Here is a 15,318-nt window from a genome sequence, read left to right on the forward strand (position 1 = left end):
TTTCGCCACTTAAATAAAAACTCCTACATTTGCACGAATAAAAACAAAACAAGTAATGAAAGTAAAGAATTACATTCTATATATCACTTTATTTGTAACCTCACTCATTCCTCTACAAGGTTTTGCAACTGAAAATGAGGAAGGAGAACCTTTTCAAATCAACGATTTGATTGATGAACACATCAACGATTCACACGATTTTCACTTGTTTGATTATAAAGGGCACACTTATTCGTTGCCCTTGCCTATCATTCTTTATACCGATAAAGGATTAGTGACTTTCCTATCGAATGCCTTCCATCACGACAACAAAGGTACAGTAGTAGTAGATAAAGACGGACAGCGATTTGTGCGCTACAAAGAAGATATTTACTATGCAAATGCTGATACACCTCTCTCTTTCAACGCGAAAGGAGAAGTAACCAATACACGTCCGTTGAACTTTTCTATTACTAAGAACGTGTTTTCATTGCTTTTAGTATCGGTATTGATGGTGCTCATCTTCACCTATATGGCACGTTCTTACAAGAAGAACCCCAAAGCCCCTAAAGGCTTAACAGGAGTTTTAGAACCCATAGTGCTTTTTGTGCGCGATGAGATAGCGATTCCTAATATAGGCGAAAAGTACTACAATAGGTATATGCCTTATTTGCTTACTGTGTTTTTCTTGATTTGGATAGGAAACCTCTTCGGATTAATTCCGTTTTTCCCCTTTGCTGGTACGGTAACTAACAATATTCTTTTCACAGGTATGTTGGCTATCTTTACCCTTATTCTCACCTTATTTAGCAGTAACAAACACTATTGGAAGCATATTTTTGCTCCCCCAGGAGTTCCTACCTGGATATTACCGATTATGATACCTATTGAAATGTTGAGTGTTTTTACTAAGCCTTTTGCCTTAATGATACGTTTATTTGCCAATATGACGGCAGGGCACATCATCGTACTGAGCTTAATTTCACTCATCTTCATCTTTGGAACGGTGTATATATCGCCTGTATCGGTATTATTTACCTTGTTTATCAGTATCTTGGAGCTATTGGTAGCTGTTTTACAAGCCTATGTGTTTACACTGTTATCAGCTTTGTTTATAGGACAGGCAGTGGAAGAAGAACACTAATCAATTGATAATTAACAATTGACAATTAACAAGTAACTAATTAATTTTATATATATGGTTTTAGCAGGAATTGGGGCTGGATTAGCAGCCATTGGAGCCGGAATCGGTATTGGTAAAATTGGTGCTTCTGCTGTTGAAGGAGTAGCACGCCAACCCGAAGTGTCTTCAAAAATTCAAACTGTGATGATTATTGCAGCAGCACTTATCGAAGGGGTAGCCCTTTTTGCTGTGGTAGTAGCACTCATCGCAAAATAGGACGACAAAACCGTTGTGCAACGGTTGGTTACACAACGGTTTTATAAAATTAGGGCGTATGCCACTAATGGTGAATTGCCTTTTATCCCTACATAAAGGGACACAAAAGAGAATAAAATAATCATATTATTAAAGACTAAATAACAACTAAAGAAATGAATTTAGCACACCCCGAAAGTTTATTATTCTGGAATACTCTCATATTTCTGATATTGCTTTTCCTCTTAGCAAAATACGCTTGGAAGCCCATAATGAATGCGGTAAAGCAACGCGAAGACTCTATCAATAAGGCTTTGGAAGCTGCTGAAGAAGCTCAAAAACAAATGGCAAATCTCAAAGCCGATAATGAGCGTCTTTTAGCTGAAGCACGTGCCGAGAGAGATGTAATTTTGAAAGAGGCAAGAGATGTTAAAGATAAAATAGTAACAGAAGCCAAAGAAGAAGCACAACGCGAAGGCGAAAAACTTATCAAGCAAGCGCAACAAGCGATTGACAGTGAGAAGAAAGTAGCCTTGGCACAGCTGAAAGACCAAGTGGCAGCTCTTTCTGTTGAAATGGCTCAGAAAGTGATGATGAGCGAACTCTCAGACGAGAAGAAACAAACTGCTCTCATCAACGATTATCTAAAAGGTGTTACATTAAACTAAAATAGGTTATGTACGGATTGAGAGTAGCAAATAGATATGCCAAGGCACTCTTGGAATACGCTCTTCTACAAAATGCATTAGAAGGGGTTTTCGCTGATATGACCTTGATAGATAAAACAATAAAAATGAATAAGGACTTGGAGCGTATGCTCATTTCGCCTATTGTGAAAACAACGGTAAAGAAGAATGTCCTTACTGAAATATTTACAATGGTTACTCCTGAAACGCAACGTTTGTTCGATTTGCTTATTCAGAACCGACGCTTGCCAATACTCGGAGCAGTAGCCGAGAAGTTTGTTGTATTGTACAACGATTATAAGCATAACAAAACAGCAGTAGTAACTACAGCAACTCCGCTTAATGAAGCTACCCGCAAAGAGATACTCGAAAAGGTAATGATGCTTACTAAAAATAAAAATGTTACTCTTGAGAACAAGGTAGATAAAAATATTATTGGGGGCTTTATTCTTCGTGTAGATGATGTCCAATACAATGCTAGTGTAGCTCACAAACTCAACCGATTACAACAAGAGTTTCAAGAGAAACTGTTTCTGTAAGTAAGAGATGAATGGTAAGGAGAAAGAATTGTTTAAAGATTGATATAAATAAGACTGACAACTAAAAACTAACGACTAAGAAATAAAAACTGAAAAAATGGCAGAAATAAAAGCCGCTGAAATTTCAGCAATTTTAAAAGAACAATTAGCTCACTTCGACGCCAATGCTTCTTTGGAAGAAGTAGGAACAGTATTACAAGTGGGAGACGGTATTGCACGTATCTTCGGGCTATCGAATGCGCAATACGGTGAATTAGTGAAATTTGACAACGGACTACAAGGGATTGTCCTCAACCTCGAAGAAGACAACGTGGGGATTACTCTCTTAGGGCCGTCTACCGATATTAAAGAAGGGGATACCATAAAACGCACAGGGCTTATTGCTTCTATCAACGTAGGTGAAGGCATCGTAGGGCGCGTGGTAAATACCTTAGGACAACCTATTGATGGAAAAGGACCTATTACTGGCAAACTATACGAAATGCCGTTGGAACGCAAAGCCCCTGGGGTAATCTTCCGTCAGCCTGTAAATGAACCTCTACAAACAGGTATCAAGGCTATCGATGCAATGATTCCTATCGGTCGCGGACAACGTGAGTTAGTGATTGGTGACCGCCAAACGGGTAAAACTACCGTGTGTATTGACACTATCCTCAACCAAAAAGAATTCTACGATGCGGGTAAGCCAGTATATTGTATCTATGTGGCTATTGGTCAGAAAGCTTCTACCGTAGCAGGTATCACTAAAACCTTAGAAGATGCGGGTGCTTTGGCTTATACTACCATTGTAGCTGCTAATGCTTCCGATCCTGCTCCTATGCAGGTATATGCACCTTTCGCAGGAGCTGCTATCGGGGAATACTTCCGTGATACAGGTCGCCCAGCTCTTATTATCTACGACGACCTTTCTAAACAAGCGGTAGCTTACCGTGAGGTATCACTTCTATTACGCCGTCCACCTGGACGTGAGGCTTACCCTGGTGACGTGTTCTACTTGCACTCTCGCTTATTAGAGCGCGCTGCCAAAGTAATTAATGATGATACTATCGCACGCCAGATGAACGACCTACCCGAAAGCATTGCACCACTCGTAAAAGGGGGAGGTTCTCTCACTGCCTTGCCAATTATCGAAACTCAAGCGGGTGACGTATCAGCCTATATCCCTACTAACGTGATTTCTATTACTGACGGACAGATATTCTTGGAGTCTGATTTGTTCAACTCAGGGGTACGTCCAGCTATAAACGTGGGTATTTCGGTATCGCGTGTGGGAGGTTCAGCACAGATTAAATCGATGAAGAAAGTAGCGGGTACTCTCAAATTAGACCAAGCTCAATACCGCGAACTCGAAGCTTTCGCCAAATTCGGCTCTGACCTCGATGCAGCTACTATGGGGGTTATCGAAAAAGGGAAGCGCAATGTGGAAATCTTAAAACAACCACAAAACGACCCTTACCCCGTAGAAAACCAAATTGCAATTATCTATGCAGGTTCTAAAAACTTATTGAGACAAGTGCCTGTGGACAAGATAAAAGAGTTTGAGAGAGAATATTTGGAGTTCCTCAATGTATCCCATCGTGACATTTTAGACGAGCTAAAAGCTGGCAAACTCACCGATGAGATTACAACTACCCTCGAAAAAGTAGCGAAAGATTTGAGTGAAAAATACGCGAAATAGTAAATACATCTTTTTAAACATTTATTCTTATGAGTGTTATTATATGGGTAATTATTGGAGCCGTCTTTTTATTTGCGCTAAAGATTTATGTAAATAAAGTTTATACAAAAAAACATTTGCAAAAACAAATAGGGCACATCAATCAAAACCCTTTAACAGAGGAACAGATACGATTACTTACTTTTGGAGCAATACTGACGTATTACCGTGGTGAAAATCTACTAAACCTGATACCTACTGAAATATTAGAAACATATCAGAAAGGATTACGTCGACAATGGGAAATAACAGATACAGCATCTGCTAAAGAAACTATAAGTGACTTATTAGCACAGAAACGTTCGTTACAGTTCCGACATCTGCTAACGCAAACCTCACCTGAGCTTAGCAAAATACAGAAACAAATAGCCAAAGGTTTGGAGATAGAATTAGCACAAGTAGAAGCAGTAAAATCGGCTTATGCGTGGGATTTGTGTAGAGCAGCTTCTTTGGCTAAATGGTGTTATTGGTGCCAATATATCACAGAAACTGAAATGTGGGATATATTGCAAAAAGTATCAGAAATAGCAAAAGAACAAGGTAAGAATTGGCAAGAATATACCATATCTTTCCTTTTAGGACGTACTATTCAGGGTTTTGATTTGGAAAACCTTATTATTCTAACCTCTCAGCTATTCCATAGCAAATCACCTTCATTAAGGAAGATAGAAGGAATAGATGTTTATCAAAGGTATTCTTTTTAACAGCAATGATAAAATTGCTAACTGTTAATTGATAAAATGGCGAATTTAAAAGAAATACGAAGCAGAATTTCATCGGTAAGTTCAACGATGCAAATCACAGCAGCGATGAAAATGGTATCGGCAGCCAAACTGAAAAAGGCGCAAGATGCTATTGTAGCGATGAAGCCTTATGCTTATAAACTCAAGCAGTTATTAGAACATCTTAGTGCTGCCTTGGGTGATGAGAATGTTTATAACCCGCGCAAAGGAGAGGTAAAAAAAGTACTTTTAGTACCTATCACCTCTAATAGAGGACTCTGCGGGGCGTTCAATGCCAGCGTGATTAAAAAAGCGTTAGAGTTAGAACAAACTACCTATAAAGACAAGCAGGTGCGACTCTACACCATAGGTAAAAAAGGCAATGATGTGCTGAAAAAATACGACAATATTATAGCTCATAACAGCGAGATTTTCGATAAGCTCACCTTTGCTACAGCTGCTACTTTGGCTGAAGAACTAATGGAATTGTACACTTCGGGTAAATATGATCAGATAGTATTGGTGTACAACAGCTTTAAGAATGCAGCTACACAAATTCTTACCGAAGAAACATTTTTGCCTATTCAGCCTATAGCGACTAAAGCAAAAGGCAAAGAACTAAACACAAATTATATTTATGAGCCTTCTAAGCAAGAGATCGTAGAAGAACTCATTCCGCGTTCTCTGAAAACAGAGATTTTCAAAGCCTTACGCGACTCAGTAGCTGCTGAGCACGGTGCTCGTATGACAGCTATGCACAAAGCTACCGACAATGCTCAAGACCTTAAGAACGAACTCATACTTACCTATAATAAAGCCCGTCAGGCTACCATCACAGGTGAGATTATAGAAATCGTAGGAGGTTCAGAAGCCTTAGCATAATGTAATGCGTCGGGATATATAATAGAGAGATTTAATTTATATGGAAAACAAAAAATTTAACAACTACAAGAAGAATAGCTATTCCTCTAATGGGAATTCAGAGAAAAAGCCTTACAATTCTTCTTATAACAGCAGTAACAATCGTAACAACAACAGCAATAGTTCATTCAAAAAGAAAACTTACGGACAGAACGAAGGACGCAGTTACAGCAATAACAGTGGCAACCGTTATGAAAATAATAGCAGTAATCGTTATGAAAATAACGGTGGCAATCGTTACAACAATAGTAACAATGGTTACAACTCCGAAAATAGAAAATCTTACAATCCTAACTTCAAAAAGAACGAGGGATATAACAAGCCTAACAACTACAACCGTAATGAAGGTTATAACCGAAACGATAATTATAAAAAACCTTTCAACAAAAAACCTTATAACAATACCTACAAACCTCAAAACAACGCTCCTATAGATTACCCTACTACCACTCCAGCTGAAGTGCGTTTGAACAAATATATTGCCGATGCTGGTATCTGCTCACGCCGTAATGCCGATATGTATATTTCGGCAGGTAATGTAACGGTAAATGGTGAAGTAATGACCACGCTTGGCTATCGCGTAAAGCCTACCGATGAAGTGCGTTTTGATGGAAAACTCCTTTCTTCTGAAAAGAAAGAATACATCTTGCTCAACAAACCCAAAGGTTTTATCACCACTACCAACGATGAGAAAGGACGCAAAACTGTAATGGATTTAGTCGCAAATGCTACCAATGTACGCATCTTGCCTGTAGGTCGTTTAGACAGAGCTACTACAGGGTTGTTATTGCTTACCAATGATGGAGAGCTTACCAAAAAACTGACTCACCCCACTCACGGTGTGCGCAAAATATACCACGTAATTCTCGATCGCAAACTCGACTACAAAGACTTTATGAAGGTACAAGACGGATTAGAGTTAGAAGATGGTCTTATTGAAGTAGATGAAATCAGCTATGTGAACGACAAACCTAAGAATGAAATAGGCATCAAAATTCACAGTGGTCGTAATCGTATTGTACGTCGTATTTTCGAACACTTGGGCTATCAAGTAGAAAAACTCGACCGTGTAGTATTTGCTGGACTCACTAAAAAAGATTTACCTCGGGGTCATTGGCGTCGTCTCACTCAGCAAGAAGTAATCAACCTTCGCAATATGAAGTGATTCAATCTCCTAACTCGTATCCTCTAAATCCTAAAAGCTTGAATAAAAACTTAGACCCAAATAAAGAAAATTATTCGGCGCAAGAACTCGATATAGAAAGAGCCTTGCGCCCTTTGTCGTTTGATGATTTTGCAGGGCAAGAAGCAGTTTTAGAAAACCTAAAAGTATTCGTAAAAGCTGCTAATATGCGTCACGAAGCACTCGACCATACCCTTTTTCACGGACCTCCTGGACTTGGAAAGACTACTCTCGCTCATATTTTAGCTAACGAATTGGGCGTAGGTATCAAAATTACTTCAGGTCCCGTGCTTGATAAACCTGGTGATTTGGCAGGATTACTCACTAATTTGCAAGAACGTGATGTGCTTTTTATTGACGAGATACACCGCTTGAGCCCAGTAGTAGAAGAGTACCTTTACTCAGCTATGGAAGACTACAAGATTGATATAATGATAGAATCAGGCCCTAACGCCCGCACCGTACAAATCAATCTCAATCCATTTACACTTATAGGGGCGACCACCCGTTCAGGGCTACTTACAGCTCCTATGCGTGCACGTTTTGGTATTCAAAGTCGATTGCAGTATTATTCTACCGAACTTTTGGCAGATATCGTTCAGCGCAGTGCTTCTATCCTTAAAGTACCTATTTCTATGGAAGCTGCTATAGAATTAGCAAGCAGAAGTAGAGGTACCCCACGTATTGCCAATGCTCTTTTGCGCCGTATTCGTGACTTTGCTCAGATAAAAGGCAATGGTGAAATAAATATTGCTATTACCCGTTTCGGACTCAAAGCCTTAAATGTAGACGCACACGGATTAGACGAGATGGACAACAAAATTCTCTCAACCCTTATTGATAAGTTCAAAGGAGGGCCTGTGGGAATTACCACTTTGGCGACTGCCGTTTCCGAAAGTGCTGAAACTATTGAAGAGGTGTATGAACCTTTCCTCATTCAAGAAGGATTTATCGTACGTACTCCTCGCGGACGCGAAGTAACCGATTTAGCTTATAAACACTTAGGTAGAGTGAATTCTGCGAAGCAAGGCACTTTATTTGATTAAACAAATAACAATTAGATAGAAAAAATCCCTTAAAGTATGATGTTACTTTAAGGGATTTTTTATTGCTTATCTATTTTATACTTGTATCACACCCAAATTAAACGCTCTTTCAATAGGGGCATTATTAGCGGCTTCTATACCCATTGCTATCCATTGGCGGGTTTCTAATGGGTCGATAATGGCATCAGTCCAAAGGCGTGCGGCAGCATAGTAGGGTGATATTTGCTCGTCGTATTGCTCTTTGATATGAGCAAAAAGCACAGCTTCTTTTTCAGGGGTAAGTTCTTCTCCTTTTTTTCTTAGGTTGGCAGTTTCTATCTGCAAGAGTACTTTAGCAGCTTGTACTCCTCCCATTACCGAAATGTTTCCACTGTGCCACGATACGATAAGACGCGGGTCGTAAGCCTTACCGCACATTGCGTAGTTACCAGCCCCATACGAGTTGCCTATCACGACCGTAAATTTAGGCACTACCGAATTAGCAACTGCATTCACAAGTTTAGCCCCATCTTTGATAATCCCTCCGTGTTCTGATTTAGAGCCTACCATAAAACCGGTAACATCTTGCAAGAAGAGCAAGGGAATTTTCTTTTGGTTACAATTGGCTATAAAGCGGGTCGCCTTGTCGGCACTATCAGAGTAGATTACTCCTCCAAACTGCATTTCCCCTTTTTTAGTTTTTACCACTTTGCGCTGGTTGGCAACAATGCCTACCGCCCAACCCTCAATACGCGCATAGCCCGTGAGAATAGTTTGTCCGTACCCTTCTTTATATTCGTCAAATTCTGAATTGTCTACCAATCGAAGGATAATTTCCTTCATATCATAAGGCTCTGTGCGCAATTTAGGCAATATACCGTAAATTTCGTTAGGGTCTTTCAGCGGTTTATGAGCTTCAATGCGGTTAAAGCCCGCTTTTTCGGCATCGGCAAGTTTAGCCATTGTACGGCGTACACGGTCGAGAGCGTCTTTATCATCGGTTGCCTTGTAGTCGGTTACCCCGCTAATTTCACAATGGGTAGTGGCTCCACCTAAGGTTTCATTATCGATGTTTTCGCCTATCGCTGCCTTCACTAAATAGCTACCTGCCAAGAAGATACTGCCCGTTTTATCTACTATCAGTGCCTCATCGCTCATTATTGGTAGGTAAGCCCCACCCGCCACACAACTGCCCATTACTACGGCTATTTGGGTGATGCCCATACTACTCATCAGGGCGTTGTTGCGAAAGATGCGACCAAAGTGTTCCTTATCGGGGAAAATCTCGTCCTGCAAAGGCAAGTACACCCCTGCACTATCCACCAAATAGATGATAGGCAATTGGTTCTCCATCGCAATTTCTTGAGCGCGTAGGTTCTTTTTGGCAGTAATAGGAAACCACGCTCCCGCCTTTACAGTAGCGTCATTAGCTACTACTACGCATTGTTTACCAGCTACATAGCCTATCACCACCACTACACCAGCCGAGGGGCAACCGCCGTGTTCTTCGTACATTCCCTCACCGGCAAAAGCGCCTATTTCTATTTGGGGTTTATCGTTGTCTAACAGATACTCTATGCGTTCACGAGCCGAAAGTTTACCTTGGCTATGAAGCTTTTCGAGGTTCTTTTTGCCCCCGCTTTCTTTTACTTTTTTCAAGCGTTTGCGCAACTCGCTAAGGGCTAATTTATTGTAATCTTCGTTTGTATTGAATTGAATGTCCATTGTAATGTTATGAGGGTGCAAAGGTAGGAAATAATTATGAATTACAAATGATGAATGATAAGTAAGAAAATAATACAGAAAATGAATCGTATAGACCTTTTGTATTTTTACATCAGTTCAATATAACAAAGTAGTACTTTTCAATCACTTTTGCGTTGCTACAATCTCCCTCAGAAGGTAGACAACTTTCGTTTTTCATTACTTTTCTTTCGCCTAAACCTCTTTTTATCCTTCACTTTTAACTATTCACTATCAACTACTTATATACCCTTTCTATACCAATCTTCCAAGATTCGTTCAAGCTTCCTATAAGCTCTCTATAAGCTAAGCATACCCATTTACCCTCTATTTTTCACTTTTTAGCCAATTTACTCCTTCCGAACCTCTTCGAAATCTTTCGATAATCCAACTCTCTCAGCTTGCTAACTTAATCACCTGCGTAGCTCGCACTGTCCATTATACCACAACTGCCCGTACAGCTTACATCTAATTTGCTAATCAAAAAAATTGGCACTAATTTTGTAAAGGTAGAAATAAGGTATATGTTACCTAACTCTAACTAAGAGAGAAATTGTTAAAAATGTTAAATTAAAAAGGGAAACTGTACAACTTTTAAGAAGTTTTTGTACATTTGTGCCTTAATTTGAAATGAAAAATATGAAGATAAAAGTATTATTTGCGCTATTCTTAGGAGGTTGCTCCTTAGGTTTTTCACAAATAAAAGTATCTCCTGTCGAAATTTATAACACAGTAGTAGATAGAGGATATGAAATACAAGAAGTTGTAGAACGATTAGGCGATTATTACTATGCTAGTAAAGATTATCCTAAGGCATTCTATTGGTATGAAAAACTGATGAAAGACGGCAACTACTCTCCTCAACCTATCAACCGTTACCGCTATGCAGTGGTATTGCAAGCCTTAGGTAAAAAAGACGAAGCTAAAAAACAATTTAACCTTTTCGAGGTACTCACAAAAAAAAGTGACGCTCCTCAAACTAACCCTACACCAGATTGCTCTCGTGAAATTATAGGCACTGTAACCGATGCCGAAACAGGTGCCAAGATTTCTGGTGCTCAAGTTTTTATATTTGATAGTGCTATGGGAGCTCTTTCCAGCAATACAACTGATAGTAAGGGCTCTTTTACTACCAAAAAACTGAACTGTAACTTTCAAAATGGCTTTGTGGAAATCGTAAAAAAAGATTATGATATTGCCGATACCCCTATCGTTTTTGAGAACAATAACACTCTCAAAAAAACAATATCATTAGCCCCTCACACAATAAGCCTTAACGAGGGCGATGATTTAGCCCCTGTTTTTGCCATTGATAATATTCATTTTAACTACGGAAGAACCAATATCCGATATGACGCCTCTGTGCAATTAGCTAAAATTGTGGCTTTTTTGGAAGCCAATCCTACTGTAAAGATAGCAATTAAAGTGCACACCGATAGCCGAGGAGAAGACGGTTACAATATGAACCTCACCGAAACTCAAGCGCAATCTATCTATCAATGGCTTGTAAGCAAAGGTATTTCTCCTAACCGATTAACTGCCAAAGGTTATGGCGAAACGCAATTGGTAAATGGTTGCGAAAACGGAGTACCTTGTAGTGAAGAAGAACACCAAGCTAATAAACGCGTAGAATTTATTATTATCGAAAAATAAAATACTTTTTTCATTAATTTTCATAGCTTCTACACTTTGTTAAACAGCAAGTTTAGCAAAGTGTAGTTTCTTTGATTCTAAAATTAAAAAAACTTACACAATATGAAAGGAAAATATTTACTCCTATTTTTTGTCTTACTAATCGCTTGTAAAGACGAAAAATCAAATCCTGAAAACAAAGAACCAAAAGCAGGAGTAGGATTAAGAATTGCTACTGCTTATGGAGCTCCTAATGTCGATAAATGGATTGCTAATGCTAAAGCTATGGGTATTAATTGTATGCGATTGACTGATATGATACAAAAAGATAAAGGTCATTTGCAAGATTTAACCAGTGACCCTGAACATAAGTTTGACGAAATGGATAAAAAAGTAGCCAAAATAGTCGCCAGCGGTATGACTTATGTTTTAGATTTATCCTACATACGAAATCAACTCATAAAAGAAGGTATCAACCCTTATTCACCTTCTACCGATTGGACTCCGTATTTAGAAGTTGTTTTAAACAGAACCCCTATAAAAGGATATACTTATAAAAACGAACCTCACCTTGCTTTCATAGCCATAGCAGGCGAGCCTTTTAGTAAATACAGTGATAATCCAATAGAGAAAGCGGGTAATAAAGCTAATCTCATTGCCTTCTATAAACGGTTAGCCCTTCAGTTGAAGAGAATGGGAGTAACTCGCCCTATTTCAGCAGGTGCGTTCCTCCATCAAGGCAAAGACGGCTGGGGTACCGATGCCGATTTAGGTTTTAAAGAAATATGGTCGTTGCCCGAGATTGATATCCCCACCATACACGTATACGACGACGACGCTATTAATAGCATTCCCCAATTAGTTGCCTTTTGCCATAGCATTGGTAAACCTTTGGTCATTGAGGAAACAGGAAAAGAATACAAAGGAAATGATACTGAGAGAGCTAAATGGTTTGAGAAGATTGCCTCCAAAATTAAAGACTCTCAAGCCTTCCCTGATGGTATAGGTTTGTGGAATATAGGCGAAATGAATGGTTTTGATGTTCGTGCCGATGAACACCCTATAACTACCAAAGCAGTACGAGAACTAATGCTATTAACTCAAAGCAAGCTACTAAATTAACAAACAGCTTATTATCGTCTGATTATGACTATTATTATTCCTAAAAACTACTCAACTCCCTACGGAATAATGGATACCGAGCGAGCTATAAAACTAATCAAAGACTCTTTTGAGCAGGCTTTGGCGCGTGCTTTAAACCTCACACGTATTTCGGCTCCTTTATTTGTGAAGCGTTCCACAGGTCTTAATGACAACCTCAACGGAATAGAACGCCCTGTTAGCTTTGAAATGAAAGATTACAAAGGTGAAGTGATAGAAATTATCCATTCGCTTGCTAAATGGAAACGTTTAGCCCTGAAACGCTATGGTATTAAAGCAGGCGAAGGCATTTATACTGATATGAATGCTATCCGTAGAGATGAAGAATTAGATAATACCCATTCTATTTATGTAGACCAATGGGATTGGGAAAAAGTGATAACTCCCTCTCAGCGCACTTTATCTTATCTCAAACAAACCGTAAAACAGCTATATAATGCCTTTCTTGAAACAGAAGCGATATTAGTAAAAGAATATAACAAGTGTAGAGCTTTCCTACCTCGTGAAGTAACATTTATAAGTTCACAAGAATTAGAAGATATGTATCCTAACTTATCACCTTCTGAACGCGAACATAATTTCACCAAAGAAAAAGGAGCTATTTTTATTACTCAAATAGGCAAAACACTTCTTTCAGGAAAAAAACACGACAATAGAGCCCCCGATTATGACGATTGGGAACTCAATGGCGACCTTATTATTTGGAATCCTGTACTAAACAGCGCTTTAGAACTTTCTTCAATGGGCATTCGAGTAAACGAAGCCTCTCTACATTCTCAACTGAAAGCTTCAAAATCAGAAGAACGCGAGAAGTTAGAATATCATCAGATGCTATTACGCGGTGAATTACCCTTAACTATTGGGGGAGGTATCGGTCAATCTCGTATCTGTATGCTACTCTTGCAAAAAGCTCATATCGGTGAAGTACAAGCATCCATATGGACAGATGATATGGTTCAGTTATGCGATAAGAACGGAATTCATTTATTGTAAACGGATATTGTACATATTGAGAAAAGATGTATCTTTGCACCAAAATATAACAAGATAAACTATGAAATGGGAAGGAAGAAGACAAAGTAGCAATGTAGACGACCGTCGCGGAATAAGTGCTAAAGGTGGTCTTATAGCAGGCGGCGGTATCGTAGGTATCATCGTAGTATTGTTACAACTCTTTGGAGGCGAAACAGGACAACAAGTAGCCTCTGTAGTAAGTCAAGTAGCAGGTGGTAACCAAACTCAACAAGCGGTAGAACGCGTAGAACTTACTGCCGAACAAAAGAAAATAGGTGAGTTTACCGCTACAGTACTCGCCGATACCGAAGATGTATGGGATAAAATATTTGCTCAAAATGGCTTAGGAACCTATAAGAAACCTACCTTGGTACTCTTTACTGCTAATGTAAATACAGGCTGTGGAACTGCCTCTTCTGCAGTAGGTCCATTCTATTGTCCTGCTGACCAAAAGCTCTATATGGATATGGATTTCTTTGAAGAACTCAAAACACGCTTCGGAGCTAAAGGTGGCGACTTTGCTATTGCCTACGTAATGGCACACGAGGTAGGGCATCATATCCAAACGCTCTTAGGCACTTCGCAACAAGTACGCCAAAAACAACAAGGGCTCTCCAAAGCAGCTGCCAATAAATGGTCGGTAGCACAAGAATTACAAGCCGATTTCTATGCGGGAGTATGGGCACATCACAACCAAAAATATTTAGATGTCGATGATATTGACGAAGCTCTTAGTGCGGCTAACGCTGTAGGTGATGATGCTATACAAAAACGTATGCAAGGACACGTAGTACCTGATTCATTCACTCACGGTACTTCTGAACAACGTAAATATTGGTTTACCAAAGGGTACAATACTGGAGATATCCGTCAGGGTAATATTCAAACTATTTATGAACAAACAAGTAATCGTTAAGGATTTATGTAATAAAGACTACAAAGAAACGTGGGACTACCAAGAGTCGCTGTTTGAAGAAATAGTCGCACAAAAAACAAATAACAAAGCTAATGGCACAAACTTGCCTACTACTAATTATTTCCTTTTTGTAGAACACCCTCACGTATATACACTTGGCAAAAGCGGTCATATAGAGAATCTGCTCATCGATGAAGAAGGACTAAAAAATAAAGGGGCTACTTTTTACAAAATCAATCGTGGTGGAGATATCACCTATCACGGACCTGGACAAATTGTGGGGTATCCTATCTTAGATTTAGAAAACTTTTTCACCGATATCCACAAATATTTGCGTTCTTTAGAAGAAGTGATTATCCGTACTCTTTCCGATTATGGTCTCAAAGGCGAACGCAGTGAAGGTGAGACAGGGGTTTGGCTTGATGTAGGAACACCTTTTGCTCGTAAAATTTGCGCAATGGGAGTCCGTTGTTCTCGTTGGGTAACAATGCACGGTTTTGCCCTAAATGTAAATACTGATTTAGGCTATTTTGATAATATCATCCCTTGTGGTATTCGCGGTAAAGCAGTAACGTCTCTAAATGTGGAATTAGCAAAAGATAAGGTGGATACTCAAGAGGTAAAACAACGTATCCTTACTCATTTTAAAGAAATCTTTGAAGCAACATTATAAAGAATAAAAAAAGGGAGGTATCAAAATGA

General features: G+C 39.2%; 15 protein-coding genes. 14 read left to right on the forward strand and 1 reads right to left on the reverse strand.

Annotated elements, in window-relative coordinates; genetic code table 11:
- Window positions 1-55 precede the first annotated feature (55 nt).
- The 9 genes from atpB (at window position 56) to ruvB (ending at window position 8,171) form a co-directional block, all read left to right on the forward strand.
- Window positions 56-1,123, forward strand: coding sequence for a F0F1 ATP synthase subunit A (atpB, locus tag C3V44_RS03760; protein ID WP_106095582.1), 1,068 nt, complete (start codon window positions 56-58; stop codon window positions 1,121-1,123).
- A 54-nt stretch (window positions 1,124-1,177) separates the two neighbouring features.
- Window positions 1,178-1,378 carry an ATP synthase F0 subunit C gene (gene atpE / locus C3V44_RS03765; protein ID WP_002671466.1) on the forward strand — a complete coding sequence of 67 codons (201 nt, stop codon included), beginning with the start codon at window positions 1,178-1,180 and terminating at the stop codon, window positions 1,376-1,378.
- Between the two features lie 155 nt (window positions 1,379-1,533).
- The gene (locus tag C3V44_RS03770) at window positions 1,534-2,025 is read left to right on the forward strand and encodes a F0F1 ATP synthase subunit B (protein ID WP_002671464.1); all 492 of its coding nucleotides are present in this window, start codon (window positions 1,534-1,536) and stop codon (window positions 2,023-2,025) included.
- Between the two features lie 8 nt (window positions 2,026-2,033).
- Window positions 2,034-2,582: an ATP synthase F1 subunit delta gene (gene atpH, locus C3V44_RS03775; RefSeq protein ID WP_106095583.1), complete on the forward strand. Its 549-nt coding sequence runs from the start codon at window positions 2,034-2,036 to the stop codon at window positions 2,580-2,582.
- A 97-nt stretch (window positions 2,583-2,679) separates the two neighbouring features.
- Window positions 2,680-4,260 carry a F0F1 ATP synthase subunit alpha gene (gene atpA / locus C3V44_RS03780; RefSeq protein WP_106095584.1) on the forward strand — a complete coding sequence of 527 codons (1,581 nt, stop codon included), beginning with the start codon at window positions 2,680-2,682 and terminating at the stop codon, window positions 4,258-4,260.
- A gap of 29 nt (window positions 4,261-4,289) precedes the next feature.
- Window positions 4,290-5,003, forward strand: coding sequence for a DUF1266 domain-containing protein (locus C3V44_RS03785; RefSeq protein ID WP_106095585.1), 714 nt, complete (start codon window positions 4,290-4,292; stop codon window positions 5,001-5,003).
- A gap of 36 nt (window positions 5,004-5,039) precedes the next feature.
- Window positions 5,040-5,903: an ATP synthase F1 subunit gamma gene (gene atpG / locus C3V44_RS03790; RefSeq protein WP_106095586.1), complete on the forward strand. Its 864-nt coding sequence runs from the start codon at window positions 5,040-5,042 to the stop codon at window positions 5,901-5,903.
- Window positions 5,904-5,943: 40 nt separating this feature from the next.
- Window positions 5,944-7,107 (forward strand): pseudouridine synthase, encoded by a 1,164-nt coding sequence (locus C3V44_RS03795; RefSeq protein WP_106095587.1) that lies wholly within the window; start codon window positions 5,944-5,946, stop codon window positions 7,105-7,107.
- A gap of 38 nt (window positions 7,108-7,145) precedes the next feature.
- Window positions 7,146-8,171, forward strand: coding sequence for a Holliday junction branch migration DNA helicase RuvB (gene ruvB / locus C3V44_RS03800; RefSeq protein WP_106096619.1), 1,026 nt, complete (start codon window positions 7,146-7,148; stop codon window positions 8,169-8,171).
- A 75-nt stretch (window positions 8,172-8,246) separates the two neighbouring features.
- Here ruvB and C3V44_RS03805 read toward each other — a convergent pair whose 3' ends face one another.
- Window positions 8,247-9,875: an acyl-CoA carboxylase subunit beta gene (locus C3V44_RS03805; RefSeq protein ID WP_106095588.1), complete on the reverse strand. Its 1,629-nt coding sequence runs from the start codon at window positions 9,873-9,875 to the stop codon at window positions 8,247-8,249.
- A 648-nt stretch (window positions 9,876-10,523) separates the two neighbouring features.
- Here C3V44_RS03805 and C3V44_RS03810 point away from each other — a divergent pair.
- The 5 genes from C3V44_RS03810 (at window position 10,524) to lipB (ending at window position 15,289) form a co-directional block, all read left to right on the forward strand.
- On the forward strand, window positions 10,524-11,546 hold the full coding sequence (locus C3V44_RS03810) for an OmpA family protein (RefSeq protein WP_106095589.1): 1,023 nt from the start codon (window positions 10,524-10,526) through the stop codon (window positions 11,544-11,546).
- 102 nt (window positions 11,547-11,648) lie between these two features.
- A complete protein-coding gene (locus C3V44_RS03815) occupies window positions 11,649-12,647 on the forward strand; it encodes a glycosyl hydrolase family 5 (RefSeq protein WP_106095590.1) in 999 nt (332 codons plus the stop codon).
- A 24-nt stretch (window positions 12,648-12,671) separates the two neighbouring features.
- Window positions 12,672-13,679, forward strand: coding sequence for an aspartate--ammonia ligase (asnA, locus tag C3V44_RS03820; protein ID WP_106095591.1), 1,008 nt, complete (start codon window positions 12,672-12,674; stop codon window positions 13,677-13,679).
- A 61-nt stretch (window positions 13,680-13,740) separates the two neighbouring features.
- Window positions 13,741-14,616, forward strand: coding sequence for a neutral zinc metallopeptidase (locus C3V44_RS03825; RefSeq protein WP_106095592.1), 876 nt, complete (start codon window positions 13,741-13,743; stop codon window positions 14,614-14,616).
- Window positions 14,594-15,289 carry a lipoyl(octanoyl) transferase LipB gene (gene lipB, locus C3V44_RS03830; protein ID WP_106095593.1) on the forward strand — a complete coding sequence of 232 codons (696 nt, stop codon included), beginning with the start codon at window positions 14,594-14,596 and terminating at the stop codon, window positions 15,287-15,289. The genes C3V44_RS03825 and lipB overlap by 23 nt, the downstream gene beginning before the upstream one ends.
- Window positions 15,290-15,318 lie beyond the last annotated feature (29 nt).

The sequence above is a fragment of the Capnocytophaga sp. oral taxon 864 genome (assembly GCF_002998835.1).
In the GTDB taxonomy this organism is placed as follows: Bacteria; Bacteroidota; Bacteroidia; order Flavobacteriales; family Flavobacteriaceae; genus Capnocytophaga; species Capnocytophaga ochracea.

Excerpts from the sequence above, each read along its gene's own strand:
- C3V44_RS03795 (WP_106095587.1), top strand. The coding sequence starts at position 5,944 with ATGGAAAACAAAAAATTTAACAACTACAAGAAGAATAGCTATTCCTCT.
- C3V44_RS03810 (WP_106095589.1), top strand. The coding sequence starts at position 10,524 with ATGAAAAATATGAAGATAAAAGTATTATTTGCGCTATTCTTAGGAGGT.
- asnA (WP_106095591.1), top strand. The coding sequence starts at position 12,672 with ATGACTATTATTATTCCTAAAAACTACTCAACTCCCTACGGAATAATG.
- C3V44_RS03785 (WP_106095585.1), top strand. The coding sequence starts at position 4,290 with ATGAGTGTTATTATATGGGTAATTATTGGAGCCGTCTTTTTATTTGCG.
- C3V44_RS03770 (WP_002671464.1), top strand. The coding sequence starts at position 1,534 with ATGAATTTAGCACACCCCGAAAGTTTATTATTCTGGAATACTCTCATA.
- lipB (WP_106095593.1), top strand. The coding sequence starts at position 14,594 with ATGAACAAACAAGTAATCGTTAAGGATTTATGTAATAAAGACTACAAA.
- atpB (WP_106095582.1), top strand. The coding sequence starts at position 56 with ATGAAAGTAAAGAATTACATTCTATATATCACTTTATTTGTAACCTCA.
- atpA (WP_106095584.1), top strand. The coding sequence starts at position 2,680 with ATGGCAGAAATAAAAGCCGCTGAAATTTCAGCAATTTTAAAAGAACAA.
- C3V44_RS03805 (WP_106095588.1), bottom strand. The coding sequence starts at position 9,875 with ATGGACATTCAATTCAATACAAACGAAGATTACAATAAATTAGCCCTT.
- C3V44_RS03825 (WP_106095592.1), top strand. The coding sequence starts at position 13,741 with ATGAAATGGGAAGGAAGAAGACAAAGTAGCAATGTAGACGACCGTCGC.
- C3V44_RS03815 (WP_106095590.1), top strand. The coding sequence starts at position 11,649 with ATGAAAGGAAAATATTTACTCCTATTTTTTGTCTTACTAATCGCTTGT.
- atpG (WP_106095586.1), top strand. The coding sequence starts at position 5,040 with ATGGCGAATTTAAAAGAAATACGAAGCAGAATTTCATCGGTAAGTTCA.
- atpH (WP_106095583.1), top strand. The coding sequence starts at position 2,034 with ATGTACGGATTGAGAGTAGCAAATAGATATGCCAAGGCACTCTTGGAA.
- atpE (WP_002671466.1), top strand. The coding sequence starts at position 1,178 with ATGGTTTTAGCAGGAATTGGGGCTGGATTAGCAGCCATTGGAGCCGGA.